Here is an 18617-nt window from a genome sequence, read left to right on the forward strand (position 1 = left end):
GGGAGGGGGCAAAAAGCCAGCAACTCCGCAAGAAAAAAGGGGCGCCCCACCAGAGCGCCCCCTCCTCCCATCAACCTGGCATCAACCGTTGTTCATGCGGTTGTCGATCAGGTCGGTCACGACACCCGGATCGGCCAGCGTCGAGGTGTCGCCCAGGCTGTCATGCTCGTTCGCGGCAATCTTGCGCAGGATGCGGCGCATGATCTTGCCGGAGCGGGTCTTCGGCAGGCCGGGAGCCCACTGGATCAGGTCGGGCGAGGCGATCGGGCCGATCTCCTTGCGGACCCAGTTCACCAGCTCCTTGCGCAGCTCTTCCGTCGGGGTCTCGCCGGCGTTCAGGGTGACGTAGGCGTAGATGCCCTGGCCCTTCAGGTCGTGCGGATAGCCGACGACCGCGGCCTCGGCGACCTTCGGGTGGGCGACCAGGGCGCTTTCGACCTCGGCGGTGCCCATGCGGTGGCCGGAGACGTTGATGACGTCGTCGACGCGGCCGGTGATCCAGTAATAGCCGTCGGCGTCGCGGCGGCAGCCGTCACCGGTGAAGTACTTGCCCGGGAAGGTCGAGAAGTAGGTTTGGACGAAGCGCTCATGGTCGCCATAGACCGTGCGCATCATGCCCGGCCAGGCATCGGCGATGCAGAGGTTGCCCTCGGTCTCGCCTTCCAGGATCTGGCCTTCGTTGTCGACGACGACGGGCTGCACGCCGAAGAACGGCTTGGTTGCCGAACCCGGCTTCTGGCCGATGGCGCCGATCAGCGGGCTGATCAGGATGCCGCCGGTCTCCGTCTGCCACCAGGTGTCGACGATCGGGCAACGGGCGTCGCCGACCACATTGTAATACCACAGCCACGCTTCCGGATTGATCGGCTCGCCGACCGAACCCAGCACACGGAGCGAGGCGCGCGAGGTCTTCTTCACCGGGCCTTCGCCTTCACGCATCAGCGAGCGGATGGCGGTCGGCGCGGTGTAGAAGATGTTGACCTTGTGCTTGTCGATGACCTGCCAGAAGCGCGAGACGTCCGGATAGGTCGGCACGCCTTCGAACATCAGGGTGGTCGCGCCATTGGCGAGCGGGCCATAGACGATGTAGCTGTGGCCGGTGACCCAACCCACGTCGGCCGTGCACCAGTAAACCTCGCCGTCCTTGTAGTCGAAGACATACTGGTGGGTCATCGACGCATAGACGAGATAGCCGCCGGTGGTGTGCAGCACGCCCTTCGGCTTGCCGGTCGAGCCGGAGGTGTAGAGGATGAACAGCGGATCCTCGGCGCTCATCTCCTCCGGCGGGCAGTCGGCGGAGACGCTGTCCATCTCCTCGTGGTACCAGAGGTCGCGGCCGGCGGTCCAGGCGACGTCGCCGCCGGTGTGCTTGACGACCAGCACATGCTTGACCATCGGCGCGCCGGCCACCGCCTTGTCGGCGTTGGCCTTCAGCGGCACCTTGCGGCCGCCGCGCAGGCCCTCGTCGGAGGTGATGACGAAGTGGCTGTCGCAGTCGACGATGCGGTCCTTCAGGCTGTCGGGCGAGAAGCCGCCGAAGACGATGGAGTGGATGGCGCCGATGCGGGTGCAGGCCAGCATCGCATAGGCGGCCTCCGGGATCATCGGCAGGTAGATGGTGACGCGGTCGCCCTTCTTGACGCCGTTCTTCTTCAGAACGTTGGCGAGGCGCGAGACCTTCTCGTGCAGCTCCTTATAGGTGATGGCCTTCGAAACGCCGGGGTCGTCGCCTTCGAACAGGATCGCGGTCTGGTCGCCGCGGGTCGCCAGATGACGGTCGATGCAGTTGGCGGAAACGTTCAGCGTGCCGTCGTGGAACCAGCGGATGTGGACGTCGTCATTGAAGTTGACATCCTTCACCTTGCTGTAGGGCTTGATCCAGTCGAGCCGCTTGCCCTGCTCGCCCCAGAATGCCTCGGGGTCCTTGACCGACTGCTCGTACATGCGGGCATAAGCTTCCGCATTCACGTGGGCGGTCGCCGCGATCTCGGGCTTCACCGGAAAGAAGCTGTTGTCGGTCATGAGTGCGATTCCCCCGTGGTGCTTCCGAATTGGCCGGAAGATGTTGCAGGGCGGCGGGCCGCCGCCCGGAATTGAGCGGCATTATCCACACAAGTTGCGGGACGAACAAGCAAATCGGCCCCCGCAGGCCCCCCGACCAAAGGAGGATTGTGTCGCTGATTTTGCAGCGCGAGACTGTTTCTTCCTCAAGCATACCAAGGCACGCAGGTTTCGGCGCCGTTCGGGTCCGAATCATGGGCGACCGCGTGCCGCGACCATCCGCCGCGCCGCGGTGCAGCATGCACCGTGTCGGCCCTGTAACGAACAGTCCCTTGCTTAACCCGACCTTAACCGACTGACAGCTATAGAGTTGCTGCATCACGGTAACGATCATCGGCGGCAAGGATCGCAATGGCCAGCACCACCAACGCGGACGATCTTCCCGAAGCGGGCGACACCGCCGGCCGCCTGACCGGTCTGGCCGACCGCACCAGCCTGACGGCCATCGACGCCACGCTGCGCGCCCTGGGCGCGCCCCTCACCGCCACCTCCGCCGCCGGCATGGCCGACGTCGCCCGGCGCATGCTGCAGGCGACCAACGACTTCCGCGCGGCGATGCAGGACGCGGCGGAGTAGGTTTTCGAGTGCGTAGTTCGGCGGCGAATGCCCCCTCCCCATCCCTCCCCCGCTTCGCGGGAGAGGGGGTAGGACGCATGCCGGAGTGATATCGAGGACAGCGGCAGTCCCCTCTCCCACCGAAGGTGGGGGAGGGTTAGGGAGGGGGCGTTCGGCAGCTCCTTTAGGCCGGCACACCTACCCCCGCCAGATCGCACACGTGGGCCCATTCCTCCTCGCTGACCGGGCAGACCGACAGGCGGGATTGGCGGACCAGGGCCATTGATTGCAGCAGCGGGTCGGCCTTGATCTGCTTCAGCGTGACGGGCGTCTTCACCGGCATCACCGGGGCCACGTCGACCATGCCGAAGCGGCCGGATTCGTCGCTGGGGTCCGGGTAATAGGTACGGACGATCTCGACGATGCCGACGATCTCCAGCCCTTCGTTGGAGTGATAGAAGAAGGCGCGGTCGCCCACCTCCATCGCCTTCAGATTGTTGGACGCCTGGTAATTGCGTACCCCGTCCCAATGGGTCCGGCCGTCGGCGACCATGCGGTCCCAGGAATATTTGAACGGCTCGGATTTCACCAGCCAGTAGGCCATCGCCGGCGCTCTCCCGCTCAGGCCTTGGGGTAGACGCGGCGCCAGGGCCGGATCGTCACGCTGTCGAACAGGCCGGCCTTGGCATAGGGGTCGCCGGCGGCGAAGGCTTGCGCGGCGGCGGCATCGGCGCACTCGACGATCAGCAGGCTGCCGACCATGCCGCTCTGGTCGTCCGACAGCAGCGGGCCGGCGACGAAGATGTGGTCGGCGTTGGCCTCCAGATAGGCCAGATGCTCGGCGCGGTTGGCGGCGCGGATATCGGCGGCACCCGCCTTGTCGACGCAATGGAACATGAACAGCATGCGGCTCGCTCCTTCATACGGTGGAGCGGGAGCCTAGCGCAGCCAGCAGCGGGGGGAAAGCGCCGGCTGAAGCGTCACACCACCAAGCGCGGACGCCGCGACGGTGCCTTGCCGCCTTTGCAGGGGGAATAGCCGCCGGGGGCGATGCGGCCCGGATTGATCCCCGTGCGCGAGATCTCGCCGAAACCGCTCAGCCCCATCTCCGCCGCGGCAGCCAGCGCGACGCGGCCGCAGGCCTCGGCGTCGCTGCCGGCATGGTGGTGGTCCAGTGCGATGCCCAGGAAGTCCGCCAGATGGTTCAGCCGGTGCGCCGTCAGCGTCGGCCAGGCACGCCGCGCCATCACGACGGTGCAGAGATAGTCGCAGGCCGGCCAGTCCAGACCATAGTCGGTCAGGGTGTGGCGCAGCACGCTGATGTCGAAGGCGGCATTGTGGGCCAGGATCAACCGGCCCTGCACCCGTTCGCGCAAGGTCGCCCACACCTCCGGGAATTCCGGGGCGTCGGCCACGTCCTCTTCCCGGATGCCGTGGATGGCGCTGTTGAAGGAGTTGAAGCGCAACTCGCGCGGGCGGATCAGATGCTCCTCCGTCCTGGTCACGCGGCCGTCCTCGATCCAGGCGACGCCGATGGAGCAGGCGCTGGTGCGGGTCTCGTTGGCGGTTTCGAAATCGATGGCGACGGCGTGGCCGGAAATGACGGTCATTGAGTTCCGATAAGCAGGCAGGTCACAGGCGCAGAATGCTTGCGAGATCCTCGGGCAGCCCGTCTTCCGCCGCCAGGACCCGCAGCTTCAGCAGGCTGGCAACCGCCATGGCGTCGGTGATGGCGCCGTCCAGCACCATGTCGATCACCTCGGCGAAAGGCAGGCGGCGCACCGCCAGAACCTCGGTTTCGTCGGGAGCGGACTCGCCCTGCTCCAGGCCCCAGGCGACGAAAGTATAAGCCACCTCGTCGGTGATGCAGTTGGACAGGTGCAGCTTCATCAACGGCATCCAGCGCCGCGCCGTCAGGCCGGTCTCCTCGCGCAGTTCGCGCGCCGCGGATTCCTGCGGCTCCAACCCCTTGCGCCCGCCGCCTTCGGGGATTTCCCAGCTGTATTGCTTCAGCGGAAAGCGGTACTGGCCGACCAGAGTCACCGTGCCGTCGTCATGGATCGGCACGACGCCGGTGGCGATGCTGCGGGGATGGACGACGCCGTAGATTCCCGGAGCGCCCTTTGGGGTCAGAACCTTGTGTTCGACCACCTCCATCCAGGCGTTTTCGTATTTCGTCGTGCTGGTCAGCACGGTCCAGGGATTGCCGGTGGACTCACCGGATTCGATCGGCACGCGAAGCCCCCTCCGTCGGTTGCGGCCGGAGTATAGTGAGACAGCCCCTCTGCCGCAATGCCCGCACACAGCAGGCCTACAGACAAAAACCGGTAAAATTTTCCAACAATTGAGAATGATGAAGTCGAAATCGTTAAATAATGGTTTCTTGACAGACAAATGCGTCGCACCTACTTCTAAATCACAGCGTCGAATGCCTATGTCATACCCCAATAGGGCTGGATTGATGTTCCGCCCAACGACCTGGAAAGGGCAGATGCGTGGTTCCGCAGGTCAGTCCGCAGGATTTGGAGCGGTGGCGTAACCCCGACTGGCGCATCCGTTTGGCCGCCTGGTGGGAGGGTTATGACCTGTCCCGGCTGCCCCGCGTCTCGCACCGGACTGACCTGTGTAACTTGGCGGAGCGGCGCCATCCCGGACCGGTGGAGGCGGTCGGCAGCGCCACCCTGCCTGCGGCATCGTCCGGCCCGGTGGCGGCCGACGGCAATCCGGAGCTGGACCGGCTGGCGCTGATGCAGCTCGACCGTCACGGCGAACCCGTCTGGTCGCCGGCGCGCAGCGAGGGGGCGCAGCTTCTGTGGGGGCAGGACATGACCGGGCCGGAAGAAGCGGCCTGGATGGTCGACTCCGTCCGCTCCTTCGGGCTCAACCCTGCCAAGAGCGTGCTGGACCTGTCGGCCGGTCTCGGCGGCACCGCCCGCGCGCTGGTTGAGAGTTGCGACACCTGGGTGACCGGGCTGGAGCCGTCGCCGCTGCTGGCGAAGCTGGCGATGGACCGGTCGAAGGCGCTGGGCCTGTCGAAGAAGGCGCCGGTCGCCCATTACGACCCGGAGCATTTCAACCAGGCCGGCAGCTTCGACCTCGTGATGGCCGACCGCATCGTCCACCGGCTGCGCGACAAGGAACTGTTCCTGGACCGCGTCGGCGACTGCGTGAAGCCCAAAGGTGGCATCGCCCTGTTCGATTACGTGATCGACGGCACCCCCGGTTCCTGGGACGCCTGGAACGGTTGGCGGGAGGAGGAGCCGATGGAGGTCTATCCCTGGACCGCCACCCGCATGGCCGACGAGCTGACCCAACGCAACCTCGACCTCCGCATTTCAGAGGATCTGACCCAGCTGCACCGCCGCCACATCATCGACCGCGTGCGCAGGCTGGCCGACACGCTGGCGAACGCCGTCCCGCCGCCGGCCCCGGTACTGGCGGCGCTGAAGCGGGAGCTTGCACTGTGGTGGGCACGGCTGCGCGTGCTGGGCAGCGGCCTGCGCTTCGTCCGCTATGTGGCGATGAAGCCGGCGTGATGCGCTCAATGTTCATATGAGTAAAGAACGAGTTCGCAGAGACGTCATAGGATGATGGACGGGGCCGGCCCCGTCGCCGCCCATTAGGGAGGTGACGGCATGGCATCCGTCAACCACGCCCATGCTGGCGCTTTCTTGGAGTCATGCGTTTGATCTGCCGGGGCTTCACCCTACATCTTGCCTGCATGATGTAGGGGCGCCCGCGTGGCTGCTCCAGTCTTTTGGACGATCTTTAGGGTCATTTGACCGATCGTCCTTTGGACCGTCATCACCTGGACCGTAACCGAAGCGCTCTCCCAAGCGCCGATCAAGGCGCACGCCCGACCCAAAGGCCCCAATTCAAGAATTAAGGAGGCTTCCCGTGACCACCTTCACCGGTCAGGATTCGCTCAAGACCCGCCGCTCCCTCACCGCCGGCGGCAAGAGCTACGACTATTTCAGCCTGAAGGCCGCCGAACAGGCGGGTCTCGGCGATCTGTCGCGGCTGCCGTTCTCCATGAAGGTGCTGCTGGAAAACCTGCTGCGGTTCGAGGACGGGCGCACCGTCTCCGTCGACGACGTGAAGGCGGTGGCCCAATGGCTGGTCGACAAGCGGTCCGACCGTGAAATCGCCTATCGCCCGGCGCGCGTGCTGATGCAGGACTTCACCGGCGTGCCGGCGGTCTGCGATCTGGCGGCGATGCGCGAGGCGATGGCGTCGCTGGGCGGCGACCCGACGAAGATCAACCCGCTGGTGCCGGTCGACCTCGTCATCGACCATTCGGTGATGGTCGACTATTTCGGCGGCAACGACGCCTTCCAGAAGAACGTCGATCTGGAGTTCGAGCGCAACCTGGAACGCTACGCCTTCCTGCGCTGGGGCCAGAAGGCCTTCGACAATTTCCGCGTCGTGCCGCCGGGCACCGGCATCTGCCATCAGGTCAACACCGAATATCTGGCGCAGGTGGTGTGGACCGACAACGACCCGTCGGGCAAGCCGGTGGCCTATCCCGACACGCTGGTCGGCACCGACAGCCACACCACCATGGTCAACGGCCTGTCCGTCCTGGGCTGGGGCGTCGGCGGCATTGAGGCGGAGGCCGCGATGTTGGGCCAGCCGATCTCCATGCTGATTCCGGAGGTCGTCGGCTTCAAGCTGACCGGCCGGATGAAGGAGGGCATGACCGCCACCGACCTCGTGCTGACCGTCACCCAGATGCTGCGCAAGAAGGGCGTGGTCGGCAAGTTCGTGGAGTTCTTCGGGCCGGGGCTGGACAGCATGACGCTGCCCGACCGTGCCACCATCGGCAACATGGCCCCGGAATACGGCGCCACCTGCGGCATCTTCCCGATCGATGCCGAGACCATCCGCTACCTGACCTTCACCGGCCGCGACCCCGACCGCGTGGCGCTGGTCGAGGCCTATGCCAAGGCCCAGGGCATGTGGCGCGAGCCGGGCAGCCCCGATCCGGTCTTCACCGAGGTGCTGGAACTGGACATGGCCACGGTGGAGCCTTCGCTGGCCGGTCCGAAGCGTCCGCAGGACCGCGTCGCCCTGTCGGGCATCGCCCAGGGCTTCGCCAAGGACATGACCGAGGCCTACAAGGCCGACGATCCCAAGAAGGCGGTTCCGGTGAAGGGCACCGACTACAGCCTGGAACAGGGCGCCGTCGTCATCGCCGCCATCACCTCCTGCACCAACACCTCCAACCCGGCGGTGCTGGTCGCCGCCGGCCTTCTGGCCAAGAAGGCGGTGGAAAAGGGGCTGAAGCAAAAGCCGTGGGTCAAGACCTCGCTGGCGCCGGGATCGCAGGTGGTCACCGACTATCTCGCCAAGGCCGGGCTGCAGCCCTATCTGGACCGCATCGGCTTCAACATCGTCGGCTATGGCTGCACCACCTGCATCGGCAATTCCGGCCCGCTGCCGGAGCCGATCGCCGCGGCGGTGGAAGAAGGCAACCTCGTGGTCGGCGCCGTGCTGTCGGGCAACCGCAACTTCGAAGGCCGCGTCAACCCGCACACCCGCGCCAACTATCTGGCCTCACCGCCGCTGTGCGTCGCCTATGCGCTGGCCGGCAACCTGAACATCGACCTGACCAAGGACCCCATCGGCACCGGCACCGACGGCCCGGTCTATCTGAAGGACATCTGGCCGAGCAACCGCGAGGTGCAGGACGCCATCGACGCCTCGCTGACCGCCGAGATGTTCCGCAGCCGCTATTCCGACGTCTTCAAGGGGCCGGAACAGTGGCAGGCCATCGCCACGGCGGAGGGCCAGACCTACCAGTGGCAAGAGGGCTCCACCTACGTGAAGCTGCCGCCCTTCTTCAGCGGCCTGACCAAGACGCCGGACCCGGTGTCGGACGTGCGCGGCGCGCGGGCGCTGGCGGTGCTGGGCGACTCCATCACCACCGACCACATCTCCCCCGCCGGCTCGATCAAGAAGACCAGCCCGGCCGGCGAATATCTGCTGAGCTATCAGGTCCGTCCGCAGGACTTCAACAGCTACGGCGCCCGCCGCGGCAACCATGAAGTCATGATGCGCGGCACCTTCGCCAACATCCGCATCCGCAACGAGCTGATCCCCGGCGTCGAGGGCGGCGAGACCAAGCATTACCCGTCGGGCGAGCGGCTGCCGATCTACACCGCCGCCATGCGCTACGCCGACGAGGGCGTGCCGCTGGTGGTCGTCGCCGGCAAGGAATACGGCACGGGGTCGAGCCGCGACTGGGCGGCGAAGGGCACCCGGCTGCTGGGCATCCGCGCGGTGATCGCCGAAAGCTTCGAGCGCATCCACCGCTCCAACCTCGTCGGGATGGGCATCCTGCCCCTGCAGTTCAAGGACGGCGTCACCCGCGCCGACCTGAAGCTGGATGGATCGGAGACCTTCGACATCGCCGGCATCGAACAGGACCTGCGCCCGCGCAAGGACGTCACCCTGACCCTGACCCGCGCCAGCGGCACGGTGGAGACCTACCCGCTGCTGCTGCGCATCGATACGCTGGACGAGGTGGAGTATTACAGGAATGGCGGCGTGCTGAACTTCGTGCTGCGGAATCTGGCGAAGTAAGGCTGTTGGAGTTCAGATAAGGAAAGGGCCGCTTCCCGGTGGGGAGCGGCCCTTTTTCTGTCGAGGCAACCGAAGCCGGCGCTCACGCCGCCCCGGCGCTCGCCATCATGCGGCGCAGGTCGTTGGGGAAGACCGGCTTGTGCAGGATGCGGAAACCGCGGCGCTCGGCCTCCTCCTGGCGTTCGGAGCTGGTGTCGCCGGTCAGGATGATGCCGGGAATGGTCTGGCCCAGCATGGTCTGGACGGCACTCACCGCCTCCGGACCGGTGCGCCCCTGCTGGAGCTGGTAGTCGGCCAGCACGATCTGCGGGCAGCGGCCGTCGGCGCGCAGCCGTTCCAGCGCCTGGTCGCCCGACTTGGCGGTCAGCACGTCATAGCCCCAGCCCTCCAGGATCGCCTTGAGGCCAAGCAGGATGATCGCCTCGTCGTCGATCACCAGCACCATGCCCTTGGCCGCAGTGGCCCCCGTGGCCGCCGGGGCGGCAATCGTCGCTGCGGTCCCGCCGCTGCCGCTCCGCCCGCCGAAGGCGTTGGCGATGGCGCTGATCGCCTGCCCGCGGTCGTTGGCCGCTGCATCGTTGGCAACGGAGTGGCGCGCCAGCGTCGCCGCGGCGACGGCGGTGCCGCCGGCCGGACGCGGCGTGCTCCGGGCGTTGCTCTTGGGAGTGCCAAGGATCACCCGCGGCAGTTCGACCGCGAAGGCTGAGCCCCGGCCCTCCCACGAGCGCACCGTCACCGGATGGCCGAGCAGGCGCGACAGACGCTTGACGATGGCCAGCCCAAGGCCGAGGCCGCGCTCGCTGCGCTCGCCCAGCTGGGTGAATTCCTCGAAGATGTCCTCCAGCCGGTCGGCGGGGATGCCGCTGCCGGTGTCCCACACCTCCACCCGCATGCCGGACGGGGTGCGGCGGCAGCCCAGCAGCACCTTGCCCCTGGTGGTGTAGCGCAGCGCGTTCTCGACCAGATTGCGCAGGATGCGTTCCAGATGGGCCGGATCGGTGCGGACCCAGGCGCGGGTCGGCACGGCGCGCAGTTCCAGCCCCTTCTGGGCAGCGCGCGGTCCGTATTCGGCGACCAGCCGGCCGAGCAGCTGGTTCAGCCGCACCTCGACCGGGGTGGCGACGATCTTGCCGGATTCCAGCCGCGACATGTCCAGCAGACCGTCCAGCAGAGTCTTCAGCGTGTCCAACCCTTGGCGGATGTTGTCGAGGATCGGCAGGGCCGGATTGCCCTGCAGCCGGTCGCTCAGCGCCGCGGTGAAGAGGTAGAGCGACTGCACCGGCTGGCGCAGGTCGTGGCTGGCGGCGGCGAGGAACTTCGACTTGCCCTCGTTGGCTTGGTCGGCCTCCTCCCGCGCGCGGCGCAGTTCGGCCTCGGCCTTCTTGCGGTCGGTGACCTCGACGGCGGCGCAGGTGACGCCCTCCACCCGGCCGGAGGGGTCGCGCAGCGGATCGACGGTCAGATCGAAGAAGCGGTCCTCGCCCTTGCAGCGGATGCGCACCTCTTCCCGCGCGCCAACACCGCTCTCCATGACGCGGCGCTTCAGCGCCATGATGCCGTCTGCATCCTCGCCATGATCGGTCAGGTCGGTGTCGGTGCGGCCGATCAGCGCGTCGGGCGCGACGCCGAGCCACTCCGAATGCGCCCAGGTGTAGCGCAAATCCTGGTCCTGGTTGAACACCACCACGCCGGAATTGCGCAGGCCGGTGCGCACGCGCTCCTCGGCGACGCGCAACGCCTCCTCGGTGCGCTTGCGTTCGGTGATGTCGATGCCGGTCGCGATCAGGTGGGTGACATGGCCGTCGGCGTCGACCATCGGGGTCAGGTTGACGTCCACCACCATCTCGCGCTGGGCCATCTCCCGCGATGCCGACTCCCGCCCCGCCGCCAGCCGCAGCCCGGCGTCGAAGCGGGAGGAGCGGCCGCCCGCCCCCAGCGCCAGCGCCTGCCGCAGCCGCTCGCGTCCGGCCTCGTCGAAGGACAGCCAGCAGATCTCGTCGAAGGGACGGCCGACGATGCGCGCGGCCGGCAGCCCGGCGGCATCGGCCGCGACGCGGTTGACCTGGGCCACCGCCCCGTCCGGCGTCAGCACGCCGACGAAAGCCGGCAGCGCGTCCAGCACGGCGCGGATGTGGCTCTCCGACTGGCGCAACGCGGCTTCCCGCGTTTCCAGCCGGTCGGCCATCGTGTCGAAGGCGTGGCCGAGCTGGCCGATCTCCGACGAACGGTCGGACAGCTTGACGCGGGTGGTGGTCTTGCCCTCGCTCCAGTCGCGGGCGGCCGAGACCAGTGCGTCGACCGGGCGGCGGATGAACAGGGTGCCGCCGATCCAGGCGGCGGCGGCGGCGACCAGGAAGCCGGACAGGGTCATCAGCAGTCCGTCGCGGGTGGCGCGGTCCACCACCCCCATGGCGGCACGGCGGTCGACGCCGACGCTGATGAACAGGTCGCGGATGCCGGCGGATGGCGGGGAGTAGGCGAGGATGCGCGACACGCCGTCCAGCCCGGGCAGCATGGCCACGCCGGCCTCCCTGTCCGACAGCAGCGACAGATAGCCGTCCGGCAGCCGTTCGCCGGCACGGCCCTGGGTGCCCGGCAGCTTCACCAGGATGGTGCCGGACCGGTCGGCGACGGTCAGGGTGGTGTTCTCCGGCATCGGGCGGGCGGCGAACATGGCGGCCAGCCGCGACACGTCGAGCGACAGGGCGACCACCCCTGCCCGCCGGCCTTCGGAATCGGCATAGGGAGCCGCGACCGGCAATTCTCCGCCGGTGTCGCCGGAGTGGGTGATCGTCCATTCGCCGACGGAAAAGCGCCCCTGGGCCATCGCCCGGCGGAAATGCGGCTGGGCCGCCAGCGAGGCGCCGATGCGCGACGGGTCGGCGCTGCACAGGATGCGGCCTTCGCCGTCGGTGACCGACAGGGTGCGGTAATCGGCGGAGCGGACGGCCAGCCGTTCCAGATAGGGCTGGCAGTTCTCGATCTCGCCCCGGCGCAGGAAGCGCGTCTCGGTCACCGCGGTGACCATCAGACGGGCGCTGTCGATGATGCGGAAATGCTCGCTTTCCACCTGACGCAGCAGCCGCTCGGCCTGAAGCGTGACATCGGCTTCGCGCTCCGCCCGCTGTTCGAGCACGCTGTAGATCTGGATCCCGATCGCCGGAAGCACTGCAAGCAGGACCAGGATGAAGAGGCGTGCCAGAAGGGTCATGGCGTAGACGAGGCTCCTCCGCGAAGCCGACCGGATGGAACACCAGATGCGCCACCGTGCCGTGTGTCTATCGCTAACGCACTTATGGTTAAGCGCCGGTTAATTTAGAGAACTGCAGCACAGCATAAACGGAAGGACATGAACGAAAGTCGGCATATTTTCTCTAAAGTGCCGGTAATCGAGCGACATTAATATCTAAACTCCAAACATACCACCATCGGACGGCTATTGTCGAAAGGGGTATGCCCGCGTTTCTGCCCTGATTCCTCACCTGCGCGATGATCCGCAACTTCTCCCGCCCCGAATTTGCGCCAAGGTTCCGGTCAGGGAACAGCGTGCGGAATGCGCTGTTGAAGGCTTGCAATGACCACACCCTTCCTCCTCCCCCCGCTCCGCACCACTCCCCAGGGCACGCCGCGCCGTGTGGGGGTGGAACTTGAATTCGCCGACCTGGATGCGCCGTCGGCCGCAGCCTGCGTGAACCGGCTGTTCGGCGGGACGGTCGCCGTCGAGAACCCGCACCGATGTCTGGTGACGGGCACCCGGCTCGGCGACTTCACGGTGGAGCTGGACATGCGCTCCGCCCACAGCGGCAAGGGGGGAGCGGCGATGCTCGACCCGTTGCGTCCGCTGTGGGGCAACATCGGCAGCCTGGTGATGCCCTTCGAGATCGCCGCGCCGCCGGTGACGGTGGAGCAGATGCCGGAGCTGGAGGAGATGGTCGCCCGCCTGCGCGCGCTGGGCGCCGCCGGGACGGAGGCCAGCCCGCTTTTCGCCTTCGGCCTGCATTTCAATCCGGAGGTGGCGCGGACCGACGCCGACTACCTGCTGGACACGCTAAAGGCCTTCCTGCTGCTGGCCCCCTGGCTGCGGCGGGAGATCCGGGTCGACGTCACCCGGCGGCTGTCAGGTTTCATCGCCGCCTTCCCGACACCGTATGCCGCCAAGGTGGTCGATCCGGCATACCGTCCCGATCTCGGCGGGCTGATCGACGATTATCTGGCCGACAACCCCACCCGCAACCGCGAGCTGGACCTGTTCCCGCTGTTCGCCCATCTCGACCGCGACCGGCTGGCCGCGGCGATGCAGGATCCGCATATCCGCCCGCGCCCGACCTTCCATTACCGGCTGCCCAACGCGCGGCTCAGCGACCCCGGCTGGTCGCTCGCCGCCGACTGGAACCGCTGGGTGACGGTGGAGCGGCTGGCCACCGACCGCGCCCTGCTGGACGGTCTCGGCACCGATTACCGGCGGGCGGCCGAGGCGCAGCAGCTGGACGGCTGGGCCGAACGCATCGACGTCCTGCTCGCTGCCAATCCGGCCCTGCGCAATTCGACTCTGGGCAATTCGAATCCGGACGGGGCCGCCGGCCAGAACGGCGCCCTGGACGACTCCGCCCGTCAGGCGGGCTGAGGGGATCGGGATGGCATCCATCGTCGGCAGATCCCGGCCGCTGGTCGGCATCACCGCCTCGATCCATGGCAGCCGCATCGCCGCCATGGCCAACCGGCTGGCCCTGTGGCGGGCCGGTGCCTCGTCGGTCCGCATCACGGCCGACACACCCTTTCCCATCGACCGGCTGGACGCGCTGGTGGTCGGCGGTGGCGACGACATCGACGCCTCGCTCTACGGCGAATCCGCCCGCCCGCAAATCCGCATCGATCCCGAACGCGACCGGCTGGAGATGCGGGCGCTGGACTGCGCGGCGAAGATCGCGCTGCCGGTGCTGGGCATCTGCCGCGGTTCGCAGATGATCAACGTCCACCGCGGCGGCTCGCTCCACGTCGACATCCACGAGGTGTACGAGGAGGCGCCGCACATGCGCACCGTGCTGCCGCGCAAGCGCATCTGGATCGAGCCGGACAGCCGGCTCTACCGCATCCTCGGCATCGCCGAATGCCGGGTGAACGCCCTGCACCACCAGTCGGTGGACCGTGTCGGCGACGGGATGCGCGTCGTCGCCCGCGAACGGGCCGGCGTCGTCCAGGGCATCGAGGCGCCGAACGAACCCTTCCTGATCGGCGTGCAATGGCATCCGGAATATCTGGTCGCCGACAACCGCCAGCAGGCGCTGTTCCGTCGTCTGGTCGCCACCGCCGCCGGCACCGCTCCGCTGGACGATTTCGTCGAGGTTCCGCCCCGCCGTTCAGTCCGCGCATCCGGTTGACGGTGGGCGGCTGACGGCGCGCAGCTGACGGCGCGCTTGCGTCGCATCGCCCTTCCCGGTCTCTCATGCCCGTTCGACATGCCCAAAACGACGCGGGCGCCGCCGGAGGGATGGCTCCGGGGCGCCCGCGGTGACTGCCGCGATGCGGACGGTTACTGGCTGCCGCCCTGGTCCGGGCCGCAGTTCGGGGTGCCCGGCGGGCAGTGGGTGCCGGTGGCGGTCTGGTTGTCGCGCGGAATGTTGCTGCCGGTGTTGTTGCCCATGCCCGACGGCGCGGTGGTCACGCCCGGCATCGACGAACCCGAGCCGTTGCTGTAGGTGCCCGACGAACCGGACGTGCCCGGCATGTCCACACCGCCGGTCGAGGAACCGGCCGACGGCGAGGTGGTTGCGCCCGGCGTGGTGCGGACGACGCCGTCCGGCCCGGTGTAGCCGCTGCTGGTGCTCGGGGCGGTGTCGTAGGCGCCGCTGCTCTTGACGGCGCCGGGGCTCTCTGACTGAGCCGTCTGGGCCATGGCCGGTGCGGCCATCAGGAGAACCGCAGAAACGGCGCCGATCATCAGGTTACGCATCCTCGAACTCCTTCATGGTGGCAACGCCTCGCATTCGGGCGTCTTTCAAAATGAGGCGAACGTCGCGCCTCGAGCCGCTTCGCGACTTCCGGCGTGTGCCTCGCGTCTTTCACCGGTTTAGAACAGGGCAGCACGAACTTGGTTTCGGTCTTCGCCTTTTCTTTTTTTGGAAGCCTGCGGCAAAAGCGTACCGCACGGGTCTCCTTCGGCGAGATACGGAAGCCCAGCCGCCCATGCGGGAACAACGGACCTGCACCGGGGTTCAAGCCGCGAGGCGGACGGTCCCCCGCCGCCCACAATCCCGACGTGCCCCGATGAAGCTCAACTCCTCCGCCCTTCCCGCCGATGCTCCCGAGCCTGGGCCGCCACCGCCGGCAACCGGCCCGGTGCTCCGCCCCGGCCTCACCTGCTGGCGGACCGAGCGGGCCGGGCGCGTGGCGGTGCTGGTCGACGGCGCCGACTATTTCGTCGCCGCCCGCGCCGCGATGGAGCGGGCGCGGCAGTCGATCCTTCTGGTCGGCTGGGACATCGACCCGCGCATGCGCCTCGATCCCGACAGCCGGGAGACGCTGGGCCGCTTCCTCGCCCGGCTGATGCGGTCGCGTCCCGGCCTGCATGTGCGGGCGCTGAAATGGGACATGCCCTTTCCCATCGCGCTAGACCACCCGCACGAACCGCTGGAACGGCTGGACCGCAGCACCGGCCGCCGGCTGACCGCCCGGCTGGACGGCGAGTTGCCGGTCGGCGCCGCCCAGCACCAGAAGCTGCTGGTGATCGACGATGCGCTGGCCTTCTGCGGCGGGATCGACTTCTCCTTCGACCGCTGGGACACGTCGGAGCATCGCGACGACGACCCGCGCCGCCTCTGTCCGAACGGCGAACCCTATGGCCCGCGCCACGACGTGATGATGATGGTCGACGGCGATGCCGCCCGCGCGCTCGGCGAACTGGCGCGGGAGCGCTGGCGCAGTGCCACCGGCGAGGCGCTGGAGCCCTGCCCTCCGCCCGGTCTGGAGTCCTTCGATCATGATCCCTGGCCGGACTGCCCCCTGCCCGACTGCGCCCACCCGGTCTTGACCGACGCGCAGGTCGGCGTGTCGCGCACCGTGCCGGCAACCGACGGCCATCCGGCGATCCGCGAGAGCGAGGCGCTGACCTTTGCCGCCATCGCCGCGGCGGAGCGGACGATCTATCTGGAGAACCAGTATTTCGCCTCCGCCCGCGTCGCCGAGGCGCTGGCCCGCCGCCTGGCCGAACCCGACGGGCCGGAGGTGGTGCTGGTGGTGTCGATGGAAAGCCCGAGCTGGTTCGACCGCATGGCGATGGACACGCCGCGCGCGGTCGCCCTGCGCTGCCTGCGCGAGGCCGACCGCTTCGGCCGGCTGCGCGCCCTGACCCCGGTGACGGAACAGGGCCGGCCGGTGATCGTCCATTCCAAGGTGGTGGCGGTCGACGGCCGGCTGCTGCGCATCGGTTCGTCCAACCTGAACAACCGGTCGATGGGCTATGACACCGAATGCGACCTGACCATCGAAGCGCCGCAGGAGGACGGACCGGAACGGGACCGGGCGAAGGCCGCCATCGAGGGTGTGCGCAACCGCCTGCTCGCCGAGCATCTGGGCATCGGGCAGGACCGGCTTGAAGCGGAGATTGCGAAGACCGGAAGCGTGGTCGGCGCCATCGACCGGCTGCGCCGGCCGTCCGGGCGGCGGCTGGCGGATTTGCCGGCCAGCGATCCCAGCCTGACCGAACAGGCCTTCGCCGCTCTGCGCATCGCCGACCCGGACGACCCGAACGAGGCCTGGGCTCCGTGGAAGCGCCTGCCCTTGCCGCCGCGCTCCGCCCTGCGCGCCGGCGCCGCCGCGTTGCTGACGGTCGGTCTGGCCACCGGAGCCTGGGGAGTCTTCCGCTCCATGCGGGCAAAAAAACACCCCGCGCGCGACTGACGCCGGCGCGGGGGCCTGGGTAGGAGTGGCTGACGCTTACCGCGTCTCCGCCACCCTGCCGTCGTCGGAGATGACGATCTCGACGCGGCGGTTCTGCTGGCGGCCGGCGTCGTTGCTGTTGCTGGCGACCGGCTGCGCCTCACCCATCCCCTGGGTAACGATGCGGGACGGCGAGACGCCGCGGGCGGTCAGCGCGTCGCGGACGGCGTTGGCGCGGGCCTCCGACAGGCGCAGGTTGGTGGCGTCGCTGCCAGTGTTGTCGGTGTGGCCCTCGATCCGGATGGTGCGGCCGGGCTGCGCCTGCAGGAAGCGGGCAAGCCGGTCGACCCGGTCATAGGCGCCGGGGGTCAGCTCCGCCCGGCCGGTGGCGAACAGGATGTCGCCCAGCGTCATGACCAGCCCGCGCTCGGTCCGCTGCGCCTGCAGGTCGCGCAGCTGCTGCTCAAGCTCCGTGTTGCGGGCCTGGAGGCGGTAGGTGTCGGCGTTGGCGACCACGGTCTGGGCGCCCTTCACCCCGGCCGTCTCCTGGGCGATCTGCACCCGGCGGCTGGCGATGTAGGCCTGGTGGTCGACCTCGGCGGCGTCGGCGCCCTGGTCGCGCATCGCCTCGGCCCGGCGCAGCGCCTGCTCGGCGTCGCGCAGCTGCAGCGGAGCGTTGCCGGCGACCTGCGGGTTGGCGGCGGCGAGGCTGTAGTCCTGGCGCGCCTGGGTCAGGGCGGCGCTGTCGGTCGGCTGGGTGGCGCAACCGGCGAGCCCGAGGCCCAGCCCGGCCAGCACGAGGATGGTGCGGGGAGCGAACGCGGTCATTGACGCACCTCCGGATAGCTGTAGCCCCAGCTGTTGCCGCCGCTCGTGCCGCCAATGGTGCCGAGGGAGCCGGCCGGCGCGGGCGGAGCGGCAGGCGGAACGGCATTCGGAACGGCGGCCGGAGCCCCGTAGCTGGAGCCGCTCAGGTTGGAATCGCCGTAACCGGACGTGCCATAGCTCGACCCGCTGTAGACCGGCGCCCTGTTCGGCGCGGCAGCCGATTGCGGGGCGTTGGGAATCGCGGACTTGGCCACCGCGGTGGCGGCCTGCTGCGTCACCGCGCGCTGCGAGGTCACCGTCGCCAGTTCGGCATCGACGCGGGCCTCCTCGGCCAGACGGCGGGCGCGGGTGCGTTCGTCGGCCCGCATCGCCTTGTCGGCGGAGGCCAGCTTGTCACGGGCGCTCTGCAGCGCAACGGGAGCGTATTGCAGGGCGTTGGCGCGCTCGGCCTCCTGCACCGCCTGGGATGCGGCGCCAAGCTGGGCGGTGGGCGGCGGCACGTCGGAGGCGCAGGCGGCCATGCCCAGCGCCGCCGACAGCACGGCGGCGGCTCGCCACCGGATCGGGTTCGCGGATTTGCGGGTCATCGGATCGGTTCCTTTCGGATCGGGCTTCACGCCGGAAACCGGGGGTCTGGCCGGAAGGCTATGTCCTTCTGGTCCATGTCCTTTCGGGGATGTCTCGCGCCTCAAACGCGCAAGGCGGGGTGAAGG

15 protein-coding genes are annotated in these 18617 nt (G+C 68.4%); 6 read left to right on the forward strand and 9 right to left on the reverse strand.

What is annotated here, in order from left to right:
• Positions 1-81: 81 nt before the first annotated feature.
• Positions 82-2022 (reverse strand): acetate--CoA ligase, encoded by a 1941-nt coding sequence (gene acs, locus TSO5_RS26690; RefSeq protein WP_109154459.1) that lies wholly within the window; start codon positions 2020-2022, stop codon positions 82-84.
• 390 nt (positions 2023-2412) lie between these two features.
• On the opposite strand from acs, the gene TSO5_RS26695 reads away from it, so the two are divergent.
• Complete coding sequence (locus TSO5_RS26695; protein ID WP_109154460.1) at positions 2413-2637, forward strand: hypothetical protein; 225 nt, start codon at positions 2413-2415, stop codon at positions 2635-2637.
• Between the two features lie 163 nt (positions 2638-2800).
• Here TSO5_RS26695 and TSO5_RS26700 read toward each other — a convergent pair whose 3' ends face one another.
• The 4 genes from TSO5_RS26700 to TSO5_RS26715 all read right to left on the reverse strand — a co-directional run bounded on the left by TSO5_RS26700 (position 2801) and on the right by TSO5_RS26715 (position 4851).
• Positions 2801-3220, reverse strand: coding sequence for an EVE domain-containing protein (locus tag TSO5_RS26700; protein ID WP_109154461.1), 420 nt, complete (start codon positions 3218-3220; stop codon positions 2801-2803).
• Positions 3221-3237: 17 nt separating this feature from the next.
• Positions 3238-3522: a YciI family protein gene (locus TSO5_RS26705; RefSeq protein WP_109154462.1), complete on the reverse strand. Its 285-nt coding sequence runs from the start codon at positions 3520-3522 to the stop codon at positions 3238-3240.
• A 74-nt stretch (positions 3523-3596) separates the two neighbouring features.
• Positions 3597-4226: a 3'-5' exonuclease gene (locus tag TSO5_RS26710; protein WP_109154463.1), complete on the reverse strand. Its 630-nt coding sequence runs from the start codon at positions 4224-4226 to the stop codon at positions 3597-3599.
• A gap of 22 nt (positions 4227-4248) precedes the next feature.
• Complete coding sequence (locus TSO5_RS26715) at positions 4249-4851, reverse strand: NUDIX hydrolase (RefSeq protein ID WP_109154464.1); 603 nt, start codon at positions 4849-4851, stop codon at positions 4249-4251.
• Positions 4852-5111: 260 nt separating this feature from the next.
• On the opposite strand from TSO5_RS26715, the gene TSO5_RS26720 reads away from it, so the two are divergent.
• The gene (locus TSO5_RS26720; protein ID WP_199231030.1) at positions 5112-6152 is read left to right on the forward strand and encodes a class I SAM-dependent methyltransferase; all 1041 of its coding nucleotides are present in this window, start codon (positions 5112-5114) and stop codon (positions 6150-6152) included.
• Positions 6153-6513: 361 nt separating this feature from the next.
• A complete protein-coding gene (gene acnA, locus TSO5_RS26725) occupies positions 6514-9201 on the forward strand; it encodes an aconitate hydratase AcnA (RefSeq protein ID WP_109154465.1) in 2688 nt (895 codons plus the stop codon).
• Positions 9202-9283: 82 nt separating this feature from the next.
• Here the strand turns inward: acnA and TSO5_RS26730 are convergent, their stop codons facing one another.
• Positions 9284-12412, reverse strand: a complete 3129-nt coding sequence (locus TSO5_RS26730) for a PAS domain-containing protein (RefSeq protein WP_109154466.1) — start codon at positions 12410-12412, stop codon at positions 9284-9286.
• Positions 12413-12775: 363 nt separating this feature from the next.
• Between TSO5_RS26730 and TSO5_RS26735 the strand changes: the two genes are divergently transcribed.
• A complete protein-coding gene (locus tag TSO5_RS26735) occupies positions 12776-13825 on the forward strand; it encodes an amidoligase family protein (protein WP_109154467.1) in 1050 nt (349 codons plus the stop codon).
• Positions 13826-13835: 10 nt separating this feature from the next.
• Positions 13836-14579, forward strand: coding sequence for a gamma-glutamyl-gamma-aminobutyrate hydrolase family protein (locus tag TSO5_RS26740; RefSeq protein WP_109154468.1), 744 nt, complete (start codon positions 13836-13838; stop codon positions 14577-14579).
• A 152-nt stretch (positions 14580-14731) separates the two neighbouring features.
• On the opposite strand, the gene TSO5_RS26745 is transcribed toward TSO5_RS26740, so the two are convergent.
• Positions 14732-15151, reverse strand: coding sequence for a hypothetical protein (locus TSO5_RS26745; RefSeq protein ID WP_109154469.1), 420 nt, complete (start codon positions 15149-15151; stop codon positions 14732-14734).
• Between the two features lie 314 nt (positions 15152-15465).
• Here TSO5_RS26745 and TSO5_RS26750 point away from each other — a divergent pair, with 314 nt between their 5' ends.
• The gene (locus TSO5_RS26750; protein WP_109154470.1) at positions 15466-17097 is read left to right on the forward strand and encodes a phospholipase D-like domain-containing protein; all 1632 of its coding nucleotides are present in this window, start codon (positions 15466-15468) and stop codon (positions 17095-17097) included.
• 36 nt (positions 17098-17133) lie between these two features.
• On the opposite strand, the gene TSO5_RS26755 is transcribed toward TSO5_RS26750, so the two are convergent.
• Together TSO5_RS26755 and TSO5_RS26760 are read right to left on the reverse strand one after the other, a co-directional pair.
• Positions 17134-17904 carry an OmpA family protein gene (locus tag TSO5_RS26755; RefSeq protein ID WP_109154471.1) on the reverse strand — a complete coding sequence of 257 codons (771 nt, stop codon included), beginning with the start codon at positions 17902-17904 and terminating at the stop codon, positions 17134-17136.
• Positions 17901-18491 (reverse strand): DUF4398 domain-containing protein, encoded by a 591-nt coding sequence (locus tag TSO5_RS26760; protein WP_109154472.1) that lies wholly within the window; start codon positions 18489-18491, stop codon positions 17901-17903. Before TSO5_RS26760 ends, TSO5_RS26755 begins: the two co-directional genes overlap by 4 nt.
• Positions 18492-18617 lie beyond the last annotated feature (126 nt).

It is taken from the genome of Azospirillum sp. TSO5 (assembly GCF_003116065.1).
Classification (GTDB): domain Bacteria; phylum Pseudomonadota; class Alphaproteobacteria; order Azospirillales; family Azospirillaceae; genus Azospirillum.